The organism is Herbaspirillum sp. Her4 (assembly GCF_057961335.1).
The window spans coordinates 1,679,698-1,706,164 of sequence record NZ_CM176330.1 but is presented as its reverse complement, the minus strand read 5'-3'; the positions used below and the strand labels follow the sequence as shown (position 1 = coordinate 1,706,164).

Annotated in this window: 22 protein-coding genes and 1 pseudogene; 14 read left to right on the top strand and 9 right to left on the bottom strand. The window is 56.2% G+C overall.

Annotated features, from left to right (window positions below):
• Positions 1-122: 122 nt before the first annotated feature.
• Entirely contained in the window at positions 123-332 is a 210-nt protein-coding gene (locus ACWFUC_RS07815; protein WP_006461922.1) for a cold-shock protein, read from the bottom strand.
• Between the two features lie 479 nt (positions 333-811).
• On the opposite strand from ACWFUC_RS07815, the gene ACWFUC_RS07810 reads away from it, so the two are divergent.
• Together ACWFUC_RS07810 and ACWFUC_RS07805 are read left to right on the top strand one after the other, a co-directional pair.
• Complete coding sequence (locus ACWFUC_RS07810) at positions 812-3,748, top strand: HD domain-containing phosphohydrolase (protein ID WP_489637555.1); 2,937 nt, start codon at positions 812-814, stop codon at positions 3,746-3,748.
• A gap of 130 nt (positions 3,749-3,878) precedes the next feature.
• The gene (locus tag ACWFUC_RS07805; protein WP_489637554.1) at positions 3,879-4,526 is read left to right on the top strand and encodes an alanyl-tRNA editing protein; all 648 of its coding nucleotides are present in this window, start codon (positions 3,879-3,881) and stop codon (positions 4,524-4,526) included.
• A 58-nt stretch (positions 4,527-4,584) separates the two neighbouring features.
• On the opposite strand, the gene ACWFUC_RS07800 is transcribed toward ACWFUC_RS07805, so the two are convergent.
• Positions 4,585-5,688, bottom strand: a complete 1,104-nt coding sequence (locus ACWFUC_RS07800; RefSeq protein ID WP_310840944.1) for an SDR family oxidoreductase — start codon at positions 5,686-5,688, stop codon at positions 4,585-4,587.
• Positions 5,689-6,017: 329 nt separating this feature from the next.
• Here ACWFUC_RS07800 and ACWFUC_RS07795 point away from each other — a divergent pair, with 329 nt between their 5' ends.
• The 3 genes from ACWFUC_RS07795 to ACWFUC_RS07785 all read left to right on the top strand — a co-directional run bounded on the left by ACWFUC_RS07795 (position 6,018) and on the right by ACWFUC_RS07785 (position 8,894).
• A complete protein-coding gene (locus ACWFUC_RS07795; RefSeq protein WP_489637553.1) occupies positions 6,018-6,761 on the top strand; it encodes a hypothetical protein in 744 nt (247 codons plus the stop codon).
• 447 nt (positions 6,762-7,208) lie between these two features.
• Positions 7,209-7,649 carry a hypothetical protein gene (locus ACWFUC_RS07790; RefSeq protein ID WP_489637552.1) on the top strand — a complete coding sequence of 147 codons (441 nt, stop codon included), beginning with the start codon at positions 7,209-7,211 and terminating at the stop codon, positions 7,647-7,649.
• A gap of 465 nt (positions 7,650-8,114) precedes the next feature.
• Positions 8,115-8,894, top strand: coding sequence for a molybdate ABC transporter substrate-binding protein (locus ACWFUC_RS07785; RefSeq protein WP_489637551.1), 780 nt, complete (start codon positions 8,115-8,117; stop codon positions 8,892-8,894).
• A 70-nt stretch (positions 8,895-8,964) separates the two neighbouring features.
• Here ACWFUC_RS07785 and ACWFUC_RS07780 read toward each other — a convergent pair.
• The 4 genes and pseudogenes from ACWFUC_RS07780 to ACWFUC_RS07765 all read right to left on the bottom strand — a co-directional run.
• Positions 8,965-9,345, bottom strand: a pseudogene (locus ACWFUC_RS07780) (DDE-type integrase/transposase/recombinase); the annotation flags it as partial.
• A gap of 155 nt (positions 9,346-9,500) precedes the next feature.
• Positions 9,501-9,815 (bottom strand): transposase, encoded by a 315-nt coding sequence (locus ACWFUC_RS07775; RefSeq protein WP_017455550.1) that lies wholly within the window; start codon positions 9,813-9,815, stop codon positions 9,501-9,503.
• 690 nt (positions 9,816-10,505) lie between these two features.
• A complete protein-coding gene (locus ACWFUC_RS07770) occupies positions 10,506-10,652 on the bottom strand; it encodes a hypothetical protein (RefSeq protein WP_489637550.1) in 147 nt (48 codons plus the stop codon).
• A gap of 1,219 nt (positions 10,653-11,871) precedes the next feature.
• On the bottom strand, positions 11,872-12,681 hold the full coding sequence (locus ACWFUC_RS07765) for a hypothetical protein (protein ID WP_489637549.1): 810 nt from the start codon (positions 12,679-12,681) through the stop codon (positions 11,872-11,874).
• Positions 12,682-12,927: 246 nt separating this feature from the next.
• On the opposite strand from ACWFUC_RS07765, the gene ACWFUC_RS07760 reads away from it, so the two are divergent.
• The 5 genes from ACWFUC_RS07760 to ACWFUC_RS07740 all read left to right on the top strand — a co-directional run bounded on the left by ACWFUC_RS07760 (position 12,928) and on the right by ACWFUC_RS07740 (position 19,692).
• A complete protein-coding gene (locus ACWFUC_RS07760; protein ID WP_489637548.1) occupies positions 12,928-13,569 on the top strand; it encodes a recombinase family protein in 642 nt (213 codons plus the stop codon).
• A gap of 71 nt (positions 13,570-13,640) precedes the next feature.
• Positions 13,641-15,644 (top strand): putative bifunctional diguanylate cyclase/phosphodiesterase, encoded by a 2,004-nt coding sequence (locus tag ACWFUC_RS07755; protein ID WP_489637547.1) that lies wholly within the window; start codon positions 13,641-13,643, stop codon positions 15,642-15,644.
• 1,087 nt (positions 15,645-16,731) lie between these two features.
• Positions 16,732-17,673 (top strand): DUF932 domain-containing protein, encoded by a 942-nt coding sequence (locus tag ACWFUC_RS07750; RefSeq protein WP_489637546.1) that lies wholly within the window; start codon positions 16,732-16,734, stop codon positions 17,671-17,673.
• A 67-nt stretch (positions 17,674-17,740) separates the two neighbouring features.
• Positions 17,741-18,748: a YqaJ viral recombinase family nuclease gene (locus ACWFUC_RS07745; RefSeq protein ID WP_489637545.1), complete on the top strand. Its 1,008-nt coding sequence runs from the start codon at positions 17,741-17,743 to the stop codon at positions 18,746-18,748.
• Positions 18,749-18,795: 47 nt separating this feature from the next.
• Entirely contained in the window at positions 18,796-19,692 is an 897-nt protein-coding gene (locus ACWFUC_RS07740; protein ID WP_489637544.1) for a recombination directionality factor, read from the top strand.
• On the opposite strand, the gene ACWFUC_RS07735 is transcribed toward ACWFUC_RS07740, so the two are convergent.
• Positions 19,689-20,036, bottom strand: a complete 348-nt coding sequence (locus ACWFUC_RS07735; protein ID WP_489635846.1) for a helix-turn-helix transcriptional regulator — start codon at positions 20,034-20,036, stop codon at positions 19,689-19,691. The genes ACWFUC_RS07740 and ACWFUC_RS07735 overlap by 4 nt on opposite strands.
• Before the next feature lie 174 nt (positions 20,037-20,210).
• Here ACWFUC_RS07735 and ACWFUC_RS07730 point away from each other — a divergent pair, with 174 nt between their 5' ends.
• The 4 genes from ACWFUC_RS07730 (at position 20,211) to ACWFUC_RS07715 (ending at position 22,923) form a co-directional block, all read left to right on the top strand.
• Positions 20,211-20,546 (top strand): hypothetical protein, encoded by a 336-nt coding sequence (locus ACWFUC_RS07730; protein ID WP_489637543.1) that lies wholly within the window; start codon positions 20,211-20,213, stop codon positions 20,544-20,546.
• A 30-nt stretch (positions 20,547-20,576) separates the two neighbouring features.
• The gene (locus ACWFUC_RS07725) at positions 20,577-20,882 is read left to right on the top strand and encodes a hypothetical protein (RefSeq protein WP_489635411.1); all 306 of its coding nucleotides are present in this window, start codon (positions 20,577-20,579) and stop codon (positions 20,880-20,882) included.
• Positions 20,883-20,995: 113 nt separating this feature from the next.
• Positions 20,996-21,883, top strand: a complete 888-nt coding sequence (locus tag ACWFUC_RS07720) for a glycosyltransferase family 25 protein (protein WP_489635410.1) — start codon at positions 20,996-20,998, stop codon at positions 21,881-21,883.
• A 134-nt stretch (positions 21,884-22,017) separates the two neighbouring features.
• Complete coding sequence (locus ACWFUC_RS07715; RefSeq protein WP_489635409.1) at positions 22,018-22,923, top strand: toxin-antitoxin system YwqK family antitoxin; 906 nt, start codon at positions 22,018-22,020, stop codon at positions 22,921-22,923.
• 1,097 nt (positions 22,924-24,020) lie between these two features.
• On the opposite strand, the gene ACWFUC_RS07710 is transcribed toward ACWFUC_RS07715, so the two are convergent.
• Together ACWFUC_RS07710 and ACWFUC_RS07705 are read right to left on the bottom strand one after the other, a co-directional pair.
• Entirely contained in the window at positions 24,021-25,007 is a 987-nt protein-coding gene (locus ACWFUC_RS07710) for a hypothetical protein (RefSeq protein WP_489635408.1), read from the bottom strand.
• A gap of 143 nt (positions 25,008-25,150) precedes the next feature.
• On the bottom strand, positions 25,151-26,377 hold the full coding sequence (locus tag ACWFUC_RS07705) for a hypothetical protein (protein ID WP_489635407.1): 1,227 nt from the start codon (positions 26,375-26,377) through the stop codon (positions 25,151-25,153).
• Between the last annotated feature and the right edge of the window lie 90 nt (positions 26,378-26,467).

The following is a 26,467-nucleotide window of genomic DNA, read 5'->3' as shown; positions in this document are numbered from 1 at the left end:
TCGCGCCGACATGAAAGGACTGCGGAGTCTGCCGGCCTGGCCTCTGGAGCGTATGGAATTCCGAAGGCGTTCAGGCGCGGTCAGCGAGGATGTTCTGCTTCGCTTGCGCGAAAATCTTGGTCTTAGATGACCTTGATGTTGGTGGCCTTTTCACCCTTGGGGCCGACACCGCGGTCGAAGGACACGCGCTGGTTTTCCGACAGGCTGCGGAAGCCGTTGGACTGGATGTCCTGGAAGTGCGCGAAGACGTCAGCGCCGCCAGCATCAGGAGTGATGAAGCCGAAGCCCTTGGCATCGTTGAACCATTTGACTACGCCGGTTTGAGTGCTCATGTTTGTTTCCTTTGGAAAAGTTTGGGACGAATGAAGGCAGATGCCTGATAGGCACTTGAAACCAAGAACTGAAACCGAAGGAAAGAAAACAGAACGACCGAGGAGGGAACGACAGTCAGGCGGAATTGGAACCAACAAGAATACAACTTGATGCAAGTACAGGCCGTATTGTACACCACATGCGACATCTTGCAGGTATCTGTTGATAAATGTGTGGTTTTTCTGTAGGCATCGCCCGCTTGGCCGCCCCGGCAGGGCCGCTCCGCCCGGCTACTGCGTCGCCACCGGCAAGGAGCGTCACGCCATCACGATGCCCGGCAGTGCCGCCGACAGTGACTTGACCGCTTTTTGCTGGCCCAACGTAATTCCGGTATATTGGCCCGAAGAAAAAAGAGGCCGTGTCCCGTTGTGCGCCGGAGGTGGGCGGCGCTGATGGCATCGCGGGTTCCGTTGCATGTCACCCAGTCACTGCGTGCTCGATGCCCCTTCCAGAACGCCCCTTGTTTGATCCGTCCGACGACGATGCCACCGTGCCTGGCTTGCCGGTACGCTTCGGCATTTCCGCCCTGGTGATGGCGGGCATGGTCCTGCTGGCCGTGGTGCTGGTCTCGGTAGGCTGGTGGGGCGCGCGCCAGGTGCTGCTGGACATGGCCGAGCGCTCAGCCGAGGATGCCGGGCGCATCATGACCGAACGCTCGCGCCGCATCATCGATCCGGCCGTGGCTACGCTGCGCCAGCTGGCCTTCGATCCGATCACGCAAGCCACGCAACTCGATGAGCGTCTCACGCGCATCGCCGCCTTCTCCATCGACCTGGTCGCCAATCCGCTGGTGTCCGCAGTCTACGTGGGCTACCCCAATGGCGACTTCCTGCTGGTGCGCTCGCTGCGTGGCGCCGAGCAGCGCGCCTTCTTCTCGGCACCGGCGGCATCGGCCTTCCTGGTACAAAGCATCGTGCGCGATACCGATGGCACGCAGCACGGGCAATACCGTTTCTATGATGCCGAACTGAAACTGCTGGCCCTGCGCGATGAGGCGGACTATCTCTTCGATCCGCGCACGCGCCCCTGGTATGCCACGGCGGACCGCTCGCTCATCCCTTCCATCTCGGCCCCTTACGTCTTCTTCACCACGCGCCAGATCGGCATCAGCCTCTCGCAGCGTGCGCGCGACGGCGAGGCCGTGGTCGCCATCGACATGACGCTGGACGACCTCGCCGCCAGCCTCGGCAACCTGCGCCTGACGCCCAACAGCGAACTGGCACTGGTGGACGAACACCAGCGCGTGATTGCCTACAGCGACATGGCGCGCGTACTGGAACAGGAGGGCGAGAGTTTCCGTTTCCGCAGTCTCAAGGATCTGGAAGTCCCGAGCCTGTCACGTCTCTCCGCACGTGCGCTGGCCGGCGAGACCAGCGCGCTCTACAGCGTGAACGGGCGTGAGTGGCTGGGCTTGTCGCTGCCCTTCGACGTCATCGATGGCCATGCACTGAGGCTGCTCATTGCCGCGCCCGGCGACGAACTGCTGGGCCAGCTCGACCGCAATCGCAAGACCCTGGTACTGGTGGCCTTCCTGGTGGTGCTGGCGTTCCTGCCGCTGGGCTGGTGGGCCGGGCGCGCCATCGGACGCAGCATGGAGCGGCTGGCGGTGCGGGCCGGACGCATGTCGCGTTTCGACTTCCGCACGCAGGACCGGCGGCGCAGTACCCTGCGCGAAATCAACATGCTCACCGACATGGTGGACCACGTGAGCCTGACGGTAGAAGCCTTCCTCGACATCAGCGCCATCCTCAGTACCGAAACGCATGTCGAAGAGATGCTGCAGCAGGTGCTGGAGAAATTCGTGCAGGCCACGCGCTGCGACGGCGGTGCCGTCTATCTGTGGCAGCGCGAAGACGGCCAGATGCAGCGCGCGGCAGCCTATGGCCAGCAATGCGGATTGACCGACAGCATGGCGTATGACGCACAAGGCACAGGTGCAGGCGCTGCCGACAACATCGCCGCACGCGCGACCGACGATGGCCGCATGCGCGTGGAACTGGATCTGCGTGGCCGCAACGGTTCACTCGAAGGTTTGCTGGTGCTGATGCATGCCCATGACAGCGTGCATGAGGATCCGCGCTTCCTGGCCTTTGCGCGGCGTCTGTCGGGCATGCTGGCGGTGGCCATCGAGACGCGCCAGCTGATCGCCGCGCAGAAGGCCCTGCTGGAATCCCTGATCCGCCTGATGGCTGACGCCATCGATGCCAAGAGTCCTTATACCGGCGGCCATTGCGAACGCGTACCGCACCTGGCCATCCAGCTGGTCGACCGCCTGGCGCAGGAAAGTGAAGGCCGCTACGCCGGCTTCACCCTCAACGAGGACCAGCGCTATGCCTTCCAGCTGGCGGCGCTGCTGCACGATTGCGGCAAGGTCACCAGTCCCGAACACATCGTCGACAAGGCGACCAAGCTGGAGGTGATCCACAACCGCATCCACGAAGTGCGCATGCGTTTTGAAGTGCTGTGGCGCGATGCCGAACTGGACCTGCTGCGCGAGCTCTACGCTACCTTGCCTGCAGCCCGGGCCGAATCCTGGCGCGCAGAGCTGGAGCGCCGCCGGCATCAGCTGCGCGAGGACTTTGCCTTTGTCGCGCAATGCAATGTCGGGGGCGAAGCCATGTCGGACGACGCCATCGCGCGGCTGCGCCAGATCGCCATGCAGACCTGGCAGCGTCATTTCGATGACAGCCTGGGCCTGGCCGATGAAGAAAGCCGGCGGCTCGCCGCGGCGCGTGGTGGACAGATGCAGCAGGAACTGCCCTGCACCGAGACCTTGCTGGCCGACAAGCCGGAACACAAGGTCGCCTGGGAAGAAGGACACCGGCCGCCGGTTGAACGCGGCGACCCGCGCAATGTGCTGGGCTTCGACATGCAGCTGCCGCAGGTCCGGCAGAACATGGGCGAGCTGCACAACCTGACCGTGCGGCGCGGCACGCTGACCGAAGAAGACCGCTTCGCCATCAACAATCACATCGTGCAGACGCTGGTGATGTTGAAGAGCCTGCCGTGGCCGGATTCGCTCAAGAGCGTGCCCGATACCGCCGCCAATCATCACGAAAAAATGGATGGCACCGGCTATCCGCGCCGCCTGCGCGCATCCGGGCTGCCCTTGCAGGACAGGGTGATGGCGCTGGCCGATGTGTTCGAAGCACTCACGGCGGCGGACCGTCCTTACAAGCCGGCCAAGACCTTGTCGGAATCGCTGCGCATCATGGCCAGGATGTGCCGGGAACAGCATCTGGATACGCAGTTGTTCCGCTACTTCCTGCACAGTGGCTTGTGGCGGACTTATGCGGATGAATTGCTGCGGCCGGGGCAGCGCGATGCGGTGGATATTGCGGCGATTGAAGACTTGCTGGAAGCGCATCCCGCGTAAGGCAGGCGATGCGAAGCTGAAGTCCGCCTTTATCGTAGAATCTCTGCTCACGTTTTTGAACGCATCGGCAGGCTCGTGACCTGCCGATGCTACCGCTGATCATCTATTGCTATCCCTGCCCGCTGACAACATGACGCACAAGTTATTCTGGTCCGCCCCCTATCAGACTGAACTCGACACGACCGTCACCGTTGTCGAAGATGATCAGGTACAAATCGCGCAGACCATCTTCTTCGCCTTCTCCGGTGGCCAGGAGAGCGATGCCGGCACCCTGGGCGGCCATCCCGTGCTGCAGGCCGAGAAGCGCGACCAGACCATCGTCTACACGCTGCCAGCCGGACATGGCCTGCGGGTCGGTGATGCGGTTCACCTGCAGATTGACTGGGCACGCCGCTATCGCCTGATGCGCCTGCACTTTGCGGCCGAGATGGTGTTGCAGCTGGTCTATCAGATGCGGCCGGGGATCGAACGCATCGGCGCACACATCGCCATGGACAAGGCGCGCGTGGACTTCGCCAGCGACACCAGCCTGGCGCCGCTGTTCCCCGCCATCGAGGCGGCGGCGCAGGAGCTGGTGGCGGCGGGATTACCCATCGTCACCGCATTCAGCGATGAAGCCGCCGGCCGGCGTTATTGGGAAGTGGAAGGATTTGCGCGCATGGCCTGCGGCGGCACGCATCCGCGCACCACCGCCGAAGTGGGAACACTGCGACTCAAACGCAAGAACACCGGACGCGGCAAGGAACGCATCGAGATCCTGCTCGATGCGCCCGCGTGATGCCGCTGAACCTGGGGAATTTTTCGCCTCGCTTGAGGACGACGACTGAGCGGAAGGCTCAGGTCTTGTAGTCGTACTTCATCTGCTGCGCGATGAGGATATCCTTGCTGGTGCGTTCGCACAGGGTCACGTAATCGGTGAGCGGCTGCGGAGGCCGCATGCCCTCCTCGATCAGGCGCTGGTTGTCGAACAGCACTTCCTCCGCCGCAAAATAGCCATACGAACGAATCGCCTTCAACACAATGCGCTTGTTGCAGGGACCGATCAGGTCCTTGAAGCGGTCCTGCATCTGCAGGAAGCTGTCGTAGTGGGTCTGGCGGTAGCGTGACATCTTTTCCTCACCGGTGCCGACGCTGATGGCTTCATCGATTTCGCCGAAGGTGCAGGCGTGATTGGGGCCGGACGAGATGTTGTAGGCCGCGTATTTCAGGGTCGGTTTTTCCAGCAGCAGGTGCAGGGCTTCGGCGCAATAGTCCACCGGGATCACGTCGATCTTCTGGTCCAGCTCGCAGGGGAAGGCCTGCAAGGCGCGCGCCAGGCGGAAGACCCAGTAGATGCTGCCCGAGGCGGCGCATCCGAGTTCGGTATGGCCGACCACGATGGACGGCCGCGCGATGACCAGCGGCAACTCCGGCAGTTCGGTGCGCAGGCGTTGTTCGGCCTGGTACTTGCTGGCGGTGTAATCGAGGTAGTGCTCGACGTCATCGGCGGGAGAATAGTCTTCCGACACCGGGCGCGGCGCATTGCGTCCGCAGGACATCCCTGTCCCGATCTGTATGAAGCGCCGCAGCGGGCGTCCGCGCGAGAGGCCGTGCGCCATGGCGAGCACGCCGTCGACGTTGGTGGGGAAGATGGAGCGGTGGCTGCCGAAGGAGGCCAGAGCCGCCGAGTTCACCACATCGCTGACCTGCAGCAGGCGCGGATCATCGATCCAGCGCTCCACCCCGGTGAGGTCGCCGCACAGGATCTGGTCAGGCGACAGGCGCTGCAGTTCGTCCTCGCTCACGCCGTGCAGGCGCAGGTTGGCCGCCAGGCGCGCGCGCCCTTCGTTGCGATTGGCCGACCTGACCAGGAACAGCGAGCGCTCCCAGCGTGGCGTGCGGATGAGACGAGCGGCCAGCGCGCCGCCGATGAATCCGGTACTTCCGGTGAGCAACAACATAGACGATGAGAGTTCCACAGATAAGGAAGCAAGGACCGGCAAGCCCCCATGCCGGCCGGTGAAATGAGGGCGCGAATCCGGGCCTCTTCCCCTGAAAATGGGGCAAAAAATTATAAGTGAGACGATCACGGAATTGAACCAGTCCAATTGGACTGGGCGCGCCTGCGTACCGCTTCCAGCTGGAAAAAATTTACATCCTGCATCAGGCATTTCAGTCCAAACGGACTGATTTCTTTTGCGAGTGCGGCCATTAGAATTCGGTGGATGTTGCCTCGCCCGATTTCCCTCCCCCACCTGACCGCCACTTCATGGCAACGAGGAGTTTCCTCATGCCGCTTGCGCCCGCGCTTCTCCTTCCCAGGTCGTCGGCCGTGACGGAGCACGTCCATGTGCTCCCCATCCATCGCCGCGTGCGGCTGGGGATGGAAGGCGGCCTTGTCGCTGCCAGCGTGCTGCTGCTGGCTGCCACGCTGGCGGCGCGTTCGCTGTCCACCTACACCGCCTGCACGACGTTGCTGACGGCGCTGCTCTGTGGCGGATGCTTTGCGCATCTGCTGGTGCGCGAACGATGCGGGCTCCCTGATTCACCGCGGAAATCGACGATGCTGGCGACGCTGATCGTGTGCGTTTTCCTGGCGGCGCTGTCGGACACCGGAATGGTCCACGGACAACGCGGGAATGCGCCGGGGGCGCTGGTGAGTGCCTTGCGCCATGGGGTGCTGCCGCTGGGCCTCTTCAGCTATTGGCTGGTGTTCTGCGGCCCCATGTCCTTGCGCTGGCGTGCGGTGCTGCCGTTTGTGCCGATGCTGGGATGGCTGTGCTTTGCGGCGATCCGCTCGGCGCAGGCCAGGCAGGTGCGCTGGCCGTGGGCCTCTCCGGGTCTGTCGGCGTGGGGCGAGGCGGCGGTACTGTTGGCGTTGATGGTGATGCTGTTCGCCGCGGGGCTGGTGTTGTTGAAGCTGGTCAAGGCTTATCTGGTGGATGCGGGGATGCGGTCAAGGGCGTTTGGGGATTGGGATTCGGGGGCGGTGTCAAGACAGCCTTTAGTAGCAGATGGTCATGGTGGTAGTTGAGCGATGACCCAGATGGACGGAAAAAATTTACTGGGGAGGGTGAATAAGCGCTCCCACCGTCCTCTTGAGTGTTTGCAACTAACATTGCATTCGGCTGATCCACCATCATGATAAGAACAATGAAAATGAGTTGGTGGCGGAACAGCAGCTTCCTTTTATACCCGTTTCTACCGGTGTATATGAATTCGAGGCAATCGAAGAGCAGTTACCAACAGAGACAAGTATCTACGTATTCGCCCGTGAGTTCACATCGACAGGATGCAAAGGGATAACATCCTTTTCACCTTGATCAATGCGCGTAAGGGCATACACGCATAGTTGAACACAGAGCGCAGCTTCTTAAATCTTCCTTCGCGGCATTCCGTAATTTGCTGGAGCACCTTCTGGTTTACCCTTTCATGGTCTCAGCATGACATACTGAACCGCACTTGAAAGGGAGGATGCGGCATGAGTAGTGGCAAGTTTTTCCTTGGAGCCGCCGTGCTGTTGTCCGCGGCCATGAGCGGCTGCTCTCAAGAAACGAAGTTACCTACGCACCTTGCGCAGATCCGTCTTGATCCAAAGCGCTATGGCGACCTGGTGGATGGGCTTGACTCGGCGATGAAAGCCAGTGGTCTGTCGCGATACGGTGCGGCGGGGGGATTGAAAGAGCTTAGAGGTCGAGATGTGTTGTACATCGGTTACCGGCAGCAGTCAGACAAATGGGCGTTCATCACTGCTACAGATATCATCGAGGCGGGTACCGTAGAGTTGCGCGTCTACTCCACGGTAATGACCGACGAGCATCTAAGAGAAGACGCGATGTCTCGCCTTGATCATGTCTTGGCCGAGTTCGGTTCAAAGCTCAAGGCGAAGTCCACCGAGCAAAACCTGAAGAACGCGAATTGACCGGTCCGCCGAGACGATCAGGCACTGATCGAAAGTTGACGAACGCTGCACGGAGAGATTGAATCTTGATTGCGGCGGCTCTGAGAGACGGTAACTCTTCCAATCACGTTGACGAAATTAACCTTGAGCTTACTCAGCGCGTTCTGGGTGCTCGCCAAAGAGTAACGATATGGCAGCGTAGTTGGTAAATACGATGAAGCTTAATTGCATCGACTTCATGAAAAGCCCGATGCGCCGACGGCGCCCATGCATCTGGCTTTTTCCTTCGAGCAAAGCGATGAACGCTATCAGCACAAGGCCCTGAAACTCCGTCCACGTCGCGTGTTTAGACAGGCTGCAGCCTCTATAAATTAACGATGTGAGGTAGACCGAATTACAGGGACAACGCCACATCGTATAATCGGTGCCGACGTATTTTTCTGCCGCTACTTTCCCGTCCCCCGTATTCCATCACCTGGAGTCACCGTGCGTGCGTTCCGTCTTCCGCTGCTGTTCGCTGCGACCTTCTCCGTTTTTTCTTCCTTCGTTGCCCTGCCCGCTTGTGCGGACGAACTCCGGGTGCTCGCCGCCGGGGCCATCGCACCCATCGTGCGCACGGTGGCGGCCGACTTCGAGCGGCGCAGCGGCATCCACGTCACGGTAGACAACGCCACGGGCGGCGTCGTGGACAAGCGTGTGCGATCGGGGGTGGCGGCGGATGTGGTGGTGGCACCGGATGGCGTGTTGCGCGGACTGGGCAAGGACGGCTATCTGAATCTGGGCAGCGAGCGGCCGATTGCACGGGTGGGGATTGCCGTGGCGGTCAGGCAAGGCGCGTCCTCGCCCCCCATCGCCACCGTGGCGCAATTCAGGAAGGCCTTGCTCGACGCGCCTTCCGTCGCAGTGATCGATCCCAAGGCCGGCGGGTCGAGCGGCATCTATCTGGAAAAATTGTTTGAACGGCTTGGCATCGCCGGTCAGATGCACGCCAAGGAAGTGCTGGTGCCTAGTGGACTGGTGGCGGAAAAACTGGTGGATGGAAGTGCGGCTCTGGCATTGCATCAGCAGAGCGAGATTCTGCTGGTCAAGGGTGCGAAGCTGGTGGGGCCGTTGCCGGCGGACATTCAGAATTACACGGTGTATGTGGGGGCAGTGGGGGCGCGCACTGCATCGGGTGCGACGGGGCGGGCGTTTCTGACCATGTTCGGAGAGGAAACGGCGCGCAGGGCGATGGTGGAGCATGGGTTGTTGCCTGAGGGGGACTGACGCATTTTTTCTTGCGAAGGACACCGGACCATCCCGGGAGTAAGATACCGCGGACAAAGCCGTTATCGGAGCGCAGCAAGAACGGCGCCGTCACGCGACCTAGTGAGCCATAACGCGCGATCAGCGCTTGCTCCAAGGCCGACTCTGCCGTCTTCGACCTACCCGAACGCGACAGATGCCAGCCCAGTAATTCCCGCGTGTGGCAATCAATTACCAGGGCCAACACCGCCCAGCCATCGCGTCCTGTCCAGATCCGACACAGATCAGTAGCCCAGCGCTGGTCTGGTCCTGTGGCTACCGACGGCAAGGCCTTCACCCTGGGACGGAAACCAATTGGACGCTTCTTGACCTGCCAGCCTTTGATCTGGAAGATCCGCTGCACCGTGTTCTTGTTGAACCCGAGCAGGCCAGCCACCGTACGATAGCCGAAGGACGGCTCTTCCAGGATCATCTTGCGAATCGGTTCGACAAAGCGCTCCTGCACCTTGGGCTCGGCCTTCACAGGCTTGTAGTAAGCGCTGCGCCTGGCAATCCCAAACCACGCACAGATCTTGCTGACAGCCACATCGAAACCGTCTTGTTTGAGTCCCTGGCGGATGGTCTCGATTACTTGTCTTCCTCGCCCAACAGGGACGCCAATTTTTTTCTGGCGCGCAGCTCCAGCATGGCTTCTCCATAGGCTTCCTGCAGCTCCTTGAGTTGCCGCTCGTACTGTTCTCTCACATCCAGCGGCTTGGCACGCAGGGCGTTCTCCATCCCTTTGCGGCCTTCATCGACCCATTCTTCGATCTCTGAAGGCGGGATATCAAACGACCGGCTGGCCTCCGCTACTGTCGTCTTTCCCTGGATGATTTCCATCACCAGCGCCGCTTTGCGCTTGGCTGTCCAACGCTTGAATTCTTCTTCCATGACCTTGCTCATTTTGATTTCCTTTTAGGATTATCTACTGAGCAGGTTTTTAGTGGGTCATTACACGTCTGCCCATTCAAATACAGTCGAACTTGTAAATCGTCCTGCGCGCGCGATAGGATGGAAATTGAAATAGACATGACCATTTGGGGCAACCGCCAGATTACCTGGAGGATAATCAAGACGGATCAATTTCTCCAGCTTCGCTGTCCCTTCCCGATTTTCAGTTCCGACGTCAGGATAGATTTCTCCCCTGCCGTATTCGAATTTAACGAAAACAAAAAAGACGAAAGCAGCTACGAGTAGGATGGGTAGGAGACGGCGAAATACGATATTTCTTAGCATTCTTCTCATAGGAAGCCGATCTGCTACTAGATATGACGAAGGTTGTTATTTGTGCGATGACACCTGAGGTTATAGTACAACTTCATTCTCTGCACCATCACAACACGCCATCCTACTTGCAGTACACGCCAAATTGCTTTCTGGCAGTCGCGCAGAGATCGACCTCAAAAAAGAAAATAGTCGGTTGCATGTCGCGGACATTTGGCATGCCCATGACTTTCAAATGGGACTCGCCCGAAGCTTAGAGGGATCTTAGGGCTTATCGCCGTAGTGACTCATGTCGAAAGCAATACCGCTCCATCGAGATGCGAGAAAGAAAGAGTAGCCAGTACAGTAATAAGGACAGATGCAGTAAATTCAGACTTGGTCATACTCGAATGGATAGGCATAACCCGGGAATACATCGTGGATGTCTTCTATCAGATGGGCCAGCTCAGCATCACCGAGTGCGGCGGTATCCGGCCCGGGCTGATAATAGTAGGTGCTGCTCGGCAGATCGATCATTTGGCATCCTCGTCGGATGGAGCTGGCTTGGGGCTGACCTGCGTCGGCAGCCAGACCGACACGCCGTAGGAACAGATGGCAGAACAGAAACAGACATAGGTGAGCGTAATTGACAAAATGTCTGCAATCGACCAGCCACTAAGCAGAATTCTGCTGCTGCTGCTGCCAACTCCATGATGGAGCAGGCGAGTGAATTGGCCGGACCGGTATCCACTTTCAAGCCCGATAGTGCACAGAGGCCCGCCGCGCCTTTCAATATTGAGAAGCGAGAACTGCCCAATGCTAGGGCCTTGCCACTGGGCTGAATAGGTCAATTCATGGAAAACCGCCGCGTCATGCGGGCGGTTTTGTTATAACAGCTGCGTATCCAACGAGGGAAAGGGTGTCCGGTATCTACAAAATCCTAAAAAAATACAAAATATGCAAAAAATGTTAAATATTATATTTATCCAGTTGTTTTAGCCTACTATTACGGCAATTAATACAAGTCAACTAACAGAACCTTAGCCTTAGAAGTGTAATTGCGTTATCAACGATTTGTTGGCAATGATTGGCTGCTTCTGGGAAAAGCAAGTCCGTACAAACAATTTAAGGTACAGATGCCCCTTTCGATCCAAGCCGCTAAAAGCATACTGAAAATTGTGGTGTATTTTTATTGTTTCTATTTCACGATTTGTGGATCGGCATTTGCGGTATGGCTCTTTTTTTACTTGCGCAAGAAAAACTCATATTTAACAGGCGAGGGATCCTCGCAACATCACGACTTCCATTCCCTGCAAAGAATTCCTATTGGTTCCGCTGAAGACTTAGATACATAGTTTTTGCTAGCAATCAGGGCGTGCCTTGAAGTCAACCGTAGCGATCAGCTCAGCAGGCTTTGCATTTGTGCAAAAAATCATGCTACTAGATTGGTCACGACTGAAAGAATTCTTTACTTGCGGGATGATCCTAATGAGTAAGAGGTTTTGGCTTTTCTTTATTGGTGGAGTTATGTATTTGGGAATGGTTCTTAACCTTCTAGCAAGCCTAATCGTTTATGAGCCAGACGGAGCGATTAGACTAAAAACGCTACCGCCTGAAAATCAAAGCCCCCCTTGCAGCCGAGATCGTTGAGGGGAATATGTTTATTCCCTTTCGATTTCATCCTCTCCCCGGACCTACTAGACACTCCGCAGCCTAAAATATCAGGCAACCAAGGAGTCGTCATGAGTAACAAGCGTTAGCCGGAAGAGTTCAAGATTGAGGCAGTCAAGCAGGTCACGGAACGGGGCCACTCAGCCCCTGATGTTACGAAACGGCTCGGGGCTATTTGCGCCGTGCCAGTGTCGTGTGCGGGCACTCGCCGAACAGTTTCTTGTAATAGCGCAAGAAGAGGTAAAAATGGGGAAATCCCCAGTTTAGCGCTATGTGCCGGATATCTGCCGGAACTGTTGGGTCCAGCAGGTCTCCCCCTCACCCGCCCCAGCCTCTCCAGCGCAGGAATAAATTCACCCGGCAGCAGACGACGCCCCGCCTCGTCACACAGGCGCACCAGCGATTCAAAGTAGAGAACGGAAGACGATTCGAAGACACAGCAGACCGGCTCAAACTCGAGGAGTACGCGGTCGTCGCGCAACGCCGTATAGACCAGCTCCGCCACCGCCATATCGGACTCCCCGTGACTAGGGGGCCACATATGCTCCAGATCACCGAGCTCACCAGACAGCGTCTTGGCCTCGCACCACGACACACCAATCTCACACTGCGCGGCAGCCCCGATCGAGCCCTGCAGGTCTTGCGTGATTTCCTTCACCAGCACTTCACGGTGCATGTCATCCTGCTGAATGAAGGCGCCGCGTTGGCTCCTGTCCCAGTACACCCGCAAACGGCCCGGACCCAGCGCACCGACCAGACCCCCTTTGTCGCCACAGATATGGGCCACACGCAGCAACATCTGCAGTTGAATGGCGTCCACTGCGCTCGCACCTTGCCTACTGACCAGTGCGTCATAGTTCTGAATGCAGATGAGCAATAGTGATCCCCATTCCATAATCCCCCCCGAAAATATTTCCGCATAGCAAAAACTCTCGTACCATAGGGGTCCTTTGTGTGATGCTGTCCATGTAACTAAAAGAGGCGCATCTGTAGGGTGTTTCAGCCCGATGAAAAATCAAATTACCTCTCAGACAAAAGGGACCCTTTTTGTCAACGAGGTTGACCCGCTGGTAGAGCAGAATTGACACAGTTCCCCGTGGCAATTTCTTTTCAGTGAACAACCTCGCTACCGAGGTAAAACATGATCATTGGCTACGCGCGGGTCTCGACCGAAGACCAAAATCTGGACCTGCAAACACTTGCTCTCCAGAAGGCCGGGTGCGATTACATTTATGAGGATTTCGGGGTCTCGGGCGCGTCGACTGACCGCCCAGGCTTGTTGCGACTACTCAAACGTCTACGTTTTGGTGACACCCTCGTCGTGTGGCGACTCGATCGTCTAGGGCGATCTCTTTCTCATCTCATTCGGATCCTGGAGAGCCTGAATCGACGCGGCATCTCCTTTCACTCCATCTCCGAACATATCGATACCAGCTCCTCCGGGGGGCGCCTGGTGTTCCACATGATGGCGGCACTGGCGGAGTTCGAACGCGCCTTGATCAGCGAGCGCACCCGTGCTGGCTTGGCCGCCGCCAAGGCCGAAGGAAAACGCCTCGGCCGGCGCCCGCGCCTGTCATCCTCACAAATTGCGCACGCGCGCCACTTGCTCGATGACGAAAAGTGGCGGCCCTCGGATGTGGCCGCGCATCTCGATGTGCACCCCATCACCTTGAAGCGTCATCTTGCCGCCGCAGTCAAGCCGCACGCCGTCAAATGCGAGCCCGTGTCAACTTTGGCCGAGGATTTATCGTTATCAGAGAAGAGCAAGCCCGCCGTTCATTAACACGATGGCCTGTCCATCAACAAAACGGTCTCAACGCCACCCCACGACGATGAATCCCGCTTGCCCACCTTATGAATACTCCTCAGCCCCCTTATTCGGTAGAGAATGCCGCCCTCTTACGCCTCATTCATGCCGACCAACTCCACGTGGTACGCAAGTCCACGCTCAATTCCGTTCCTGTCACCACGGTATTAAGTATTCTCTGTACGATGGTGGCCGCCTATGCTGGACATATCGGGATGGCGCTCGTGTGGCTCGGAATGTATGCTGCGATCAATCTCGTGCGCATCCAGTTATGTAGGACGTCCTCTTCAACCCTGGCCAGAGTCCAAGGCTTACCGTTTTTCCTGCTGGGGCGCCCACGTTCCATCCACGAACTCAGTTTGCGTGTACACGCCTTGATTGCATTTCTCTCTGGATTGGTCTGGGCCTGCGTGCCGGTTCTGTGTGATGGGTATACGTCGGCGGAGACGCTCTTTTACTTGACCTGCGTGTGCGGTATCACCGCAGGGTCGGCCGTCTATGGATTTGCTTACTCGGCCATTCCGATCTGTTTTATTACGCCCCCTCTTTTATCGGTCATTATCTGTTTGATGCGCATTGGTGGCTTCCAGCAGGAGGCGCTTGCCGGAGCCGTGATGCTCTATCTGGTGGCGTTGATCCGCGGCTCGCGCGTCAGCGAAGCACTGGTCCGCGAAGGCATCATCCTCAAATATAGAGCCACAGCGGCCCAACAGGCCCTGCGCATCGCCCATGAAAAAGCCTCCGCCTATGCCGCCGAAATGCAGCATCAAGCGACGCACGACGGGCTGACGAATCTACTCAGCCGACGGGGTTTCATGCAGATGGCCGAACGCATGCAAGCCGAACACACTGCACCGCTATGCATGCTATTTCTGGACTTGGATGGCTTTAAAGGTATCAATGACACCTTCGGGCACGAAGTGGGGGGCCATCTGCTCCAGGCTGTCGCCCGGCGATTGCGAGGAAGTATTCCCTCTCAATGCATGCTAGCCCGCTTGGGAGGGGATGAATTTGTTGTGCTCTATACGCTGGACAGAGTCCATCCCGCACCAGAAGAACTCGCTTCAAACATTATCGGTGTACTCACGCCCCCGTTCACTGCACCGGCAGCGGGACGTATCGGCGTATCCATTGGCATCTATGCTTCTGACAAGGACACGATTAATGACATGTTGGTATGTGCCGACACGGCGCTTTATGATGCCAAGACGCGCGGACGTAACCAGTTTCGATTTTTTGACGAAGGCCTCTGTCAGCAGCTACAGATGCAGCGAGACATTCAACGAGAATTGGCGCATGCCCTGAATAACGGTGCCCTCGATCTCTGGTTTCAGCCTATCGTCAATATCCCCATGCAGACGCTGGAAGGATTCGAGGCACTCCTCCGCTGGAATCACCCCAAACATGGACTCATCTCCCCGCCCGACCTCATTACCGCCGCATCGACGACCGGTTTGTCCGACATGCTCTTGCGTTTTGTATTGCGCAAGGCTTTTCTGCTGATTCAACAACTGCGCGAACAGCAAGCTCAACACCTACGCGTGGCGATCAATGTGTCGCCCAAGGAGATGGAGCGCCTGCACATCGACGAACTGGTCAAGGAGAAGCTGGCGCACTATGACATCCCAGCCACGATGCTGGAAATCGAGATCACTGAAGAAACGGCAATGAACGTGGATGCGGTCAGTCCCAAATTGGCCAATCTGGCTCAACTAGGCGTGAGCGTCTCGATTGATGACTTCGGTACCGGTTATTCGTCCCTGGGCCTGCTTCACCTATTACATGCCTCCCGGGTCAAGATCGATCGCCGCTTTGTGCAGCACCTCGCCATCTCTCGAGAAAATCAGGCCGTAGTACAAGCCGTCATGCACCTTGGGCAGGCGTTTCAGTTCCACGTCATTGCAGAAGGAGTAGAAAATGAAGAAGATCTCCGCATGCTTCAACAACTCAACTGCCCTTCCGCACAAGGCTATTATTTTGCGCAACCGATGAAGCAAGACGATGCGCTGGCATTCGTCATCAACAGTACCCGTGCTCGCGGTAATTTTTAACCAATCTGAGACGATCAATCTAAACTCAAAATTGGCCAAAGCGGCGAGCCAGTTGTCCGATACCTCGGGCTGATCAATTTCTGCTGTATTACTGCGCTCCTTGCGCAATGATGGCCTTGATGTACTTCGTTGGCCAGCCCGTTTCCTCGCCGATACGTACTATCAAAGTGGCACTCAATGAAATGCGACCGGTGCGTATCTTGCTCATTGCTGAATTATCCGCATCTATTTACTGAGCCAAGCCGGCATCATTTTTTACACCGAAGGTATCGATCAGTTGGTCGAACAGGATTGCGGTGGTCATGCATGTTCCTTTGTTGAATCTGCTCTCCATGGTATCAAAGCATCGGCGCCAGGACGAAGGACGAACGGCTCAAATCGGGAACGCATTTGTCATTGTGCGTCGTCTTCGAGCCATCACGGGATACTCTTGATTGGCTGAACGATTTCTCCGCAAGAGGCTGCGGCTATTCTGCGACAGACTTGCTGTTGGATGCCCATCTATTTCACAACCGAAAATTCCCTCATCCTAGATTTTTTCAACTACATATTCCTTGTGTGAGATTGGAACAGTATCCGTACTCCAGCTCCTTGTTTAACGCTCACCAAGGAAAATTCATGTTGAATCTCCGCATCATCCTCATTCTCAGTATCGTAGGAAACGCCCTCCTGACGCTCCTGTTCCTGACCGATAAAGGCACAGCATGAGTCTTACTTGTCCGGTCTGTCACTCCTTGAATCTACTCCCGCAACGCTGTGGGGAACGCATCGGCAGCATGATCGGTGCCTCGGCGGGTGCCGTCGCAGGACTCTCTACGTCACTCACCGACAGCAACAACGACAGGGGATCCGGTCCGACCACAGGACTGGTCTTTGCGACGTTGGCCAACGCCATCATGGGCGCGCTGGCAGGCAGCGCTGCTGGCGGCATGACAGGATCAAAGATCGGCCACATGGTCGACGCGAGGGTCCTGGGCACCTACCGTTGCGCCGACTGTAACTACACATTCTCAAGTTAATCCCCTTCATTGCACGCTCAACAGCCCGTCTTATGACGGGCTTTTTTCATTCTAGAAAGGAAATCACCATGGCACACCTGATCGAAACGATGGCTTACGCCAACGCCACACCCTGGCACGGTCTGGGCAATCAGCTCTCCGCTAAATCCCCTCTCTCCGTCTGGGCCAAACAGGCCGGCATGGAGTGGACTATCCAGGAATCTCCCGTCTACTTCCAACCTGGCGAGAACGCAGACCACTGCGCTTTCGAAGATCAGAAGGTGCTCTATCGCTCAGACACTGGCGCCGCACTCTCGGTGGTCTCACAACGGTTCCAAGTCGTACAGCCTAGCGATGTCCTGGAGTTCTACCGTGATCTGACCAAGGCCCACGGATTTACCTTGGAAACTGCCGGTGTTCTCAAGGGCGGCCGTAAGGTGTGGGCGCTGGCCAAGACCAACATGACCGCCAACATCAAGGGCAATGACACCATGAACGGCTATTTGCTCCTGGCTACCGGGTGTGACGGCACGCTGGCGACAACCGCCCAGTTCACCAGCATTCGGGTCGTCTGCAACAATACTCTGGCCATTGCTCTCAAGGACGGAAGCGCCGCCGTCAAAGTGCCTCATTCCACCACCTTCGATCCCAAGGTAGTCAAACGCCAACTGGGGCTGTCTTCTTCCTCGTGGGACGATTTCGTCTACCAGATGAAGACCCTCTCCGAACGCAAACTGAAGCATGTTGAATCGGATGCGTTCATTACTCAACTCTTTGCCAATCCCCAGGAGAAATTCACCAACGAACGCGCCATGAAGAAGGTACGGGAGCTGTATGCCGGCCATGGCCGGGGTGCGGAGATGTCTTCCACCAAAAACACCGCATTCGGCCTGCTCAATGCAGTCACCGAGTTTGTGGACCACGAACGCCGTGCCAGGAGTACGGACTATCGTCTTGATTCCGCTTGGTTCGGTACAGGCGCCAGTCTGAAAAATGATGCTTTGGCCCAAGCCATCGCCCTGGTTAGCTGAACCTTGATCTCAACGATATAAAGCCCGAGCCAAATGCCCGGGCTTTTTCTTTTCTGAAAGGAGTGTTATGCCTGTACTAAATGCGCAATCGACCAGGCGTCACGGCCGTGCAGCCTTAAGACTGGTCAAGACCCGGGATCTATCTCGAGAAGAATGGCTATCAGTGCGGCGTCAGGGCATCGGAAGTTCGGATGCTGCTGCGGCGATCGGATTGAATCCCCATCAATCCATGCTGGAGCTGTGGATGATCAAGACGGGTCGCACCCACCTTCTTCCCCAAGCCGATCCGGGAGATCGCACCAGTGCAACCTATTGGGGAAGTCTCCTGGAGCCCATTGTGGCGGCTCACTACACGCTGGAGACTGGCAACAAGGTACGCAAGGTCAACGCGGTCCTCCAACACCCCGATCCTGACAAAGCCTGGATGCTCGCCAACATTGATCGCGAGATTCTGGGAGCACCTGGTGTCCAGATTCTGGAATGCAAGACCGCCGGCGAGTTTGGCGCCCGGATCTGGCGTGAAGGGGTACCTGAATACGTGCAATGCCAAGTCCAGCACCAGTTGGCTGTGACCGGCAAGGACGCGGCGGATGTGTGTGTACTGATCTGCGGTCAGGAAATCCAGATTCACCGGATTGAGCGCGATGAGGAGCTAATCGAAGGATTGATCAAGCTCGAACGTGAATTCTGGCATTACGTAGAACGGGATATCCAACCGCCTGCCGACGGCTCAGAGTCGGCGGATCGGGCTTTACGGTCGTTGTACGCGCATGACTATGGCGATGTGGCCGACTTCCGGGACAACCGCGCCATGTCAGCCGTCTTTGCGGATCTGCAGGCCATCCGGGAAGAAATTGCCACCCGAGACAAGATCGAGCAGCAACTGAAGCAAACCATCCAACAAATGATGGGAAGCTCCAGTCGGGCGCTCTTCGAGACGGGATCCGTCTCTTGGAAGCGCAGCAAAGACAGTACTCAGCTCGATACCAGCCGACTGGAAGCCGACCATCCAGATCTACTTAAACGCTATCTCTCTTCCAAAGCCGGCAACCGCCGCTTCCTGGTTTCCCCCTGATCGCCAGGCATCTTCGGATGCCTGGCTTTACTTTTTTGGAGCATCCCATGATCAAAGGTCTATGCATTACCCCGCCTATTCTGGGGCGGATTTCAATTGGCAAGGTGGTAGAGAAGAACGGACGGAAGCTGCCGGAGAAGGATGACCAATTCACGATCACCAGCCAGATACAGCTGCAAGACGGCTGGGCACCGCATCCACTCGACGCCGTCTATCGAGGAGCCTCCCCCGGCAATAAGCTGCGCGCCATTCCGGTCACGGTCATGTTCAGTCAGCCTGATTTAAACCTGCGCACATCCTACTGCTTCTTTGACCGACATGCCAGCAGGCCGCTGTGCAATGGTAACGGCGCCACATGCCGCCGTCTGACCCAAGACGGGATGGTTGATCTACCCTGCCCTGGCCCTGACACCTGCGAATTCGGGCAAGGTCAGTGCAAGCCATACGGGCGTCTCAACGTGCAGATCGACCAGGCTGATGAGCTGGGAACCTTCATCTTCCGGACGACGGGCTACAACAGTATTCGGACACTGACAGCCAGGTTGCATTACTACGCCGCGGTTTCTGGAGGACTGCTGGCCGCCCTTCCCCTGGAGCTCAGGCTGAGAGGAAAAAGCACGGTGCAGTCACATCGCACGCCCATCTACTACGTGGATTTAACGATTCGGGAGGGAACCACATTGGAAGACGCCATCCGCCAAGCGCAAGAAACACATGATCGCCGCATGAAAGGAGGATTTGATCAGCAAGCGTTGGATCACGCGGCGAAGACAGGACTTGAAAATGGAGTATTTGAGGAGTCGGTGGAAGAATTGCCGGCTGTTGTGGACGAGTTCTTTCTGCCGACTGCGGAAATGAAAGTAGGTCCTCAATCAGCGAGTCCCTTCAGTCATCAGTTGCGCGAAAAAGTTTCCGCCCGGACAAAGCACACCTCGTCGAACTAACGCAATCTCGACTTCTTTGGCGTCAATCGAGGTTGAGCTCGATTCGATCGCCGCCTGTTCTCTTCGTCCGGCGCCAGCGATACATGTATCGACTCAAATAAATCAGCCAAGGTGATGTTCAAACAATAGCAAATGTTCGCCAACGTCAGAACAGATGGATTTGCGACACCTCGCTCCACACTTGAAATGTAGGTTCGGTCTACGAGCGATTCAAATGCCAATGTCTCTTGGGACTTTTCCGCTGCGATTCGGAATTTTTTGAGCGCACTGCCAAGTTCAACGCAGACCGCATTCCTACCATCACTAGGCGGCTCCGTACTTGTCGTTGTTTGTCGATTGACCATGCCGCGCATGATGCCAAACCGATGACTGATTAACGACGGCCTTTATTCAACGTTTACATGTTGAGTATATTCATCAATAATTACCACCGTAACTGTGCGTCGTACGGCACCAGCCCAGCCCTGCCTGCGTTTCCAGCGGCCTAAAAACACATCAACAGTTGACGGAATAACTATATGCCCATGGTCTTCTGCCGCGACTGCGGCAACGAAATTCATGCCGCCGCCCTGCATTGCCCTCACTGCGGAGCACCACAAGCCGGCTTGGCTGCGGGAGTTCAAGGCTCTCCTTGGCTCGCAATCATCAGTCTTGTCTTGGCAATCCTGTCCACTCTCTGTGCCCTCCAGGTCGACTTTCTCGATCACGACCAAATCATCGGCGCGGGTGCTCTCGCGAGCCTCGGGTTAGCCGCCGGCGCCATCAACCTCCAACAAAACAGATCCAGCAAAGGGATGGCCAGCACGGCTGTTGTCCTGTCGGCCGTTTCCCTTCTCGTTTTCATCGGCTCTTAAAACCAATCACTCAAACAAAAAGGAAAAAATATGTCCCGCTTTCTCAACTGCCCGCATTGCCAGCATCAAGTACACGCATGCGCAACGGCTTGTCCCAATTGCGGCGCTCCCGCCGAGGTGCTGGGGTACACCAGCTATGACCAGGTACCTTGGTATCGTCGCCGCTGGGCACTAGTTCTTGCCGTCCTGGTGTTCATGCCGATCGCCTTGATCATCGCCTTCTCGGGCGACGTCTACCTCTTAAAGGACGGAAAAGTCCAAGCTTTCCCGAAGAGCTTCAAATTCACGCTGCTCATCCTCTTTGCGTTGATCGTACTGGTTCAACTTTGGCGCTGACGGGAAGACCACCTCCTTAGCCAGCGCTACCGATCTGACTTTCGGGTGCGGAAAGGGGCAGGATTTTGCCGCCCCGCATCCGCGCTCTGTGGTGCTTTGTCGGGCTAAGCGTCTTGTCTCTACGCAGCCTGAATTGGTTCGCCAATTCGATAGCCCTCATATCGACGATCAAGGTCAGTTCCAGATATCGCGAATGGCAGCTTCGCTCATCCGTCGGTATTTGGAACGCCTTCGCCTATTTCCATAAAAGAAAAATGAATTCCCGTGAAATTTCCATCATTGTCGTTTCGCTCGTCGAGAGCAAAGTTCGACGCCAATACATTGCCAAGCAGTTTTCCAAACTAAAAAGGAAATTTCGGTTCTTTGACGCAGAGCGCTTCACGGAATATCCATCTTCATATGACGCAATCACCCGCTGGAAGGTCCATGGCCATCATATGAATCTCTCCGAGGTCGGCTGCTATGACAGTCATTACCAGATCTGGGAGCAGCTGATTCAGTCCAACGACGAAATGTGGTGTGTTCTGGAAAATGATGTTGAACTGACCGACGACTTCCTACCTACGTTGGATGCAATTGCTCATGCGACTTTCTCGTTCGGAATCATGCGCTTGTGTGATATCGGCGGAGAAGACTCATGGGAGGTCGCCACATTGTCCAACGGAAACGTAGTCAAAGATCATCGCAAGCAGCCTTTTGGCACCCAAGGGTATGTCATTCATCGCGATGCGGCTCGCATCTTGGTCGCCCATGCACGGAAGATTGTCTATGCGGTCGACGATCTACTCAACCGCAATTGGGAGCATCACGTGAGAACGCTATCGGTGACGCCTGCTGTTCTCGTTCATCGCCACGACATCCTCGGCACAACCATTGGTCGGAAGAAAACGAAGCGCACCCTACTCCAAAAGCTCAAACGGGAACTTTACATGGGGCGGGATAGCTTGAACCGCCGTCTGTACGCATGGACCCGACGACGAAATGATTTCAGAAATTCGTAGGCATCGCGGACCTATCTCATTGCATAGGCCAGTTCTTCAACCATCTTTTTTGTGATTCCATCATGCTTACAAAACACCTTCCCCTATTTCTTTTGCCTCTCCTGCTTAGCTTGGCTGGGTGCCAGCCAAGCACGTTGGACTTCCGTAACGCCCAGATCTCCAATGGCAAGATCTATTCAGGCTCGTCCAATTCACCATTCAGTGGCCTGGTAACCAACGTCCCTGCTGAGAAGTTCATGGGATCGCATGCCGGTTTTGGTAAGGTACTCAGCACACTCAACCAAGTCACCGGCGGCTACACCTCATATTTTGGCCGTCTCTGTGATATCCACGTCTCCGATGGTGTTCTGGATGGGACTGTCGTCTGCAAACGTCCAGGAGAGGAAAATGCAGAGATCGAAGCGGCCTTCAAGAACAATCACCTTGCCTACCAATTGAAACTGGTCGGACAAAGTCAACGCGGAGAACGTTTCAGAACGGAAGTCAACATGGAGGATGGACAACCGGATGGTACCCAGCGTAGTTATAGCGTTGACAGCGACATACTGGTCCATACGGCACAGTGGCAACACGGCACCTTGTTTGGACCTGAAGAGATATTTGACCAGAAGACCGGCAAACGTCTGCGTGAAGCCAACATCATGGGTGGCAAGTACGATGGAGAGATGACCAGTTATGATCCAGACGGGAAAGTGATTCGTCGCACTACTTTCAGCAACGGAGTGCAGCAACTGGATGAGTCATTTGATCCAGGTACGGGAAAGATGACCGGACAAGTTCCCTATCACTACGACAACGAACATGGTCTCGTCGTGCACGGCATAGTCAAAGGATGGGATGCTAACGGTACGCTAATTTCAGAAAAGAACTACAAATTTGGCAAGGAGGTCACGTCCGCGCCACCCACCGGTGATCCGAATCAATGTGTGAACGACTGGATCAATGCGTTCCGTCAGGACCAAGGTGCCGATGCCATCGTCTCCCATGATCAGCTCGCCGAGTGGGAATCCTGGTGCAAGTCGGGGAAACACCCTCATTGAACTGAAATGCCCCGCAGGAATACTTCTTGCAGGGCAAGGCGCCACTAAGCGATATATCTCGAAGTATTACCACGAGACTGGTGAGTTCTTTTCGTCCTGCCCTAAAGGTCGCTAGGTGGCACAGGCATTTGATAAGCGTCCTTTGCGAGCAGCCCCGTCCAGGGCTCGCCCGAACTGGGCGTTGAATTTCCCCGCTTTTGACCCAGCAGGCGACGAAGAGAAACAGACTTCGCCTGCGTGCCAATGCATAGCAACTAGGGCGCTGTCCATCTACTCACTGGTTTGCACGAATTGCACCCTATCTCTGTCGAGGTGCATATCGATCACCGTATGGATCTGGTATTCCAACTGTTCTATTTAGGCCAGTCGGATACACTAGCCCCTCGGGAGCGGTCGATCGTTCATACCCGGCAACCGGACCAGGTGGGCCACAGCTCTTTCACGGCTCCAGCAATTCGTGCCCCAGAGCTCTTAATATTCACTTTTGAAGAGCAATGAAAAGCGCCTGGCACATCGCCACAACGAAGCCCTCTGCTTATTTTTTTGTCCATTTCTGACATTACATAGGCTTCGCGCCGAGAATAGCCGGCGGGTAGATTGCCACCGGCGGCCAATTTTCCATACATGTTCCAATCGAGCCAGTGTTTAAGCACGCCTTAAATTCCCTGGCAAGGCCAACGGAAGCAAATACATATATCACTTGGCCCACTACCACTTCGTTGTCGCTCTCGTCGATCATATCTCGCCCCTCTCTACCAGAGGATCCTAGCACCTAGCGGCAACGTTTGCTGTTATGTTGACGGAACGTATGCTGGCGCCTCTCAAGCTGTTATCACGACGCGACAATCCTTACCTTAGTCAAATGTTGCAATCGTCGACCACCAGGTAGGATCTCGACTTTGGTCACGCTGTCACGTAAAGCATTTCTGTCAATCCGCGGAGAAAGTGCAACAACATTGCAAAGTCACGCGCAGTCATGACCGAAGAATGCCCTGGTAACCTGGCAACGGGGATTCCGTTGCCAGACCTCTATCTAAAAGGTCGCCTGCCTACAGTGAGGCGACCCTTCCACTGGTCATGGCCGACGTATCAGATGGTCATGATCGCTGTCTCCGATGTCGCGTGACCGACTCGGGCGAAGCCTCTGCCATGACTTCCTTCAGATGACGGGTAAAATCCCGAGCATCAAGCTGCCCGCACCCCAAAAATTCACGAACCTTCACAACAGTCGGCTTATGCTTGCCAGCTCGCACCTGTACTTCGAGCCACGCCTCCTTGACTTTGCGTGGTGTATCTCTGCCGGGTATCTGCATAGTCCAATCGCCGCCTGGCTCTGAATTGGATACCGTTTCGGACGCCTTCTGCTGTCCGTCTGAGTCAGTCACCTCGATTCTGCCTGCGGGGACTACCTCTGATCTGTCCCCAAGGATACCTGTGCTCACCTTAGCAAGCCCTTGGTCGACCGGCGGAGGCCTGCCCGTGGAGAAAACGAACAGCCAGCCCAAGCAAGCTAGCCCTTCTAAGACGACCGCGAACAACAAGGCGTGGGCGACATTGATGTCATCGACCGAAATGTCCAGCACTTCGGATAACTTAGCCGCCACCAGATCTTGACGCGCCGCATCCTGTTGCTGTTGGAAACGCTCGGTTGCACGATCACGGCCTTGTTGCCAGCGCTTTACGGCTGTTTCCTCAGTAGTCAAGGTCTCCAGCCTTGCACGCAGAGCCGTCGCCCTGACATCCCGCCATGGACATGAGCCGCTGCAAGCATGCGCCTGATTGTTGGCCAATTCGACTGAGACCTTCTCACGTTCCTTAATTATCGCCAGCAAAGTTCGAGGTGGAGTACCGGTACTGCTTTGGTCCCTCTGGTCAATATGGACGGCTGCCGCGCGTTTTTGGCCAGCGTGCTCCTGGCTCAATAAATAGAACGTGACATGACTGTACAAAGCCAGCCCCAAACACCCAGCCCAGATCACTATGACCGCCACCCGCGCTTTACCTGGCACCCCGAACCGCACGGGTAACAGATGCGTACCGAGCACCGTCACCGTTCCGAGCGCCATCCAGAAAAATTTTTCCACTGGCGATCCTGCTCGGTACCAGCCAACATAGGTTGCAAGTGCTAGGCCCAATGCCGTGGAAAGGATCCCTAAAATGAGTCCGATAGTGTGTGACCCACACAACGAAGCCTCGCCCAAGTAGCGCCCATTTGCTGCTCCTCTTATCATTTTCCCCACCCCGTAATTTTTTCCAAGCCAGCAGTGCCCCAGTTAGCACCACTCCTCGCAAAGCCACGCCCCTGCTGGCCAAGAACTATGTCTGATGTCGCGATCTGAGCGTCTTTGTTCACTTTCTCAGCAGGTTTTAGCCTATTAATTCTGGGCCGGCCTAGCTTCTTCAGGCGCTTCTTTGGAAACTGTCCAGTCGTAAACATCTTGGCCCCTTTGGAAGGCTTCACGTGCACGTACTGATCTCTCTTGGCCAGATAGCACAGCACCTCCATCAACTTTTCTCGCTTTTCACTTTCATGAGCGTCAATCGGCCCCACGGCAAAATACTTGTAGTCCTCGCGATTGCAGTTGAAATGGTAGCCCCGACCACGCGTGATCACCTCTTCCCAGTACTTCCCAATTTGCGTTCCCAAGTAGGCGTGATGCTTGGCCTCCTTGAATATAAATGCCGCATGCAGGTGGTACCCGGCGTCTCGAGTGAACTCGATACGGATAACATAACCTGCCAACTTGCTAAACAACGACGGCTTGCTACGCAGGTTGGTCATCAAGCGTTCGCGATCGCTCAACACTTCGTTAATACTCGGACGCGAAACCATCTGCGAAGAGGAGGCATCCCCCAAAAGACCTAGCTGTACTGGCTGATTGCGTTGCAAGGCCACGCGCTGCCCCTGTCCTACCTCATTGCTCTGCCGCGACGGGAAAAGGTTGAAGTAACGGTCCTGTTGTACGCCCACGGTAAAGGGACGCTCATCCAGGATCTTGTCGATCTCGGTCCTAGGCTTCAGATTCTTGCGATACAACAGATCCAGACGAACGAAAACCAAACGGCTCGACTCTTCGTACAAAGCCGGAATGTAGCGGAACAGCCGTTCCTGATTTTTCTTGATGTTGCGCTGCCAGTCCGAAATCTTGGCTTTGAGCTTCAGCCTTATCGCACGCTTACGCATGCAGGTAACGAAGTGATTACACATCCGCATACGCGCTGGCAAGGTAGCGTCCTCGCCCCCTCGAATGCGCCCATCAGCAACCCACAGGCGAATAGGATGGCGACGATAGACTTGGAAAAACAAGTTCAATAAGGGCGAAAAGTGCAGATCGTCCGCATAGAGATGAGCAAATATGTCCAATCTCTGGAAGTCTTTGGCCCATGGTGTTCCATGCACGATCTCACGGTCGTTTCGCCGACGCAGCTCGTAGGGTTGTGCAAGGCTGTACAAGACCTGTCTCATGAACCGTAGCAATGAGGAGATGTTCTCTAAGTCATGACCGCCCGTGATAGGCGTTCCGCACTCATCCCGTACTGAGTT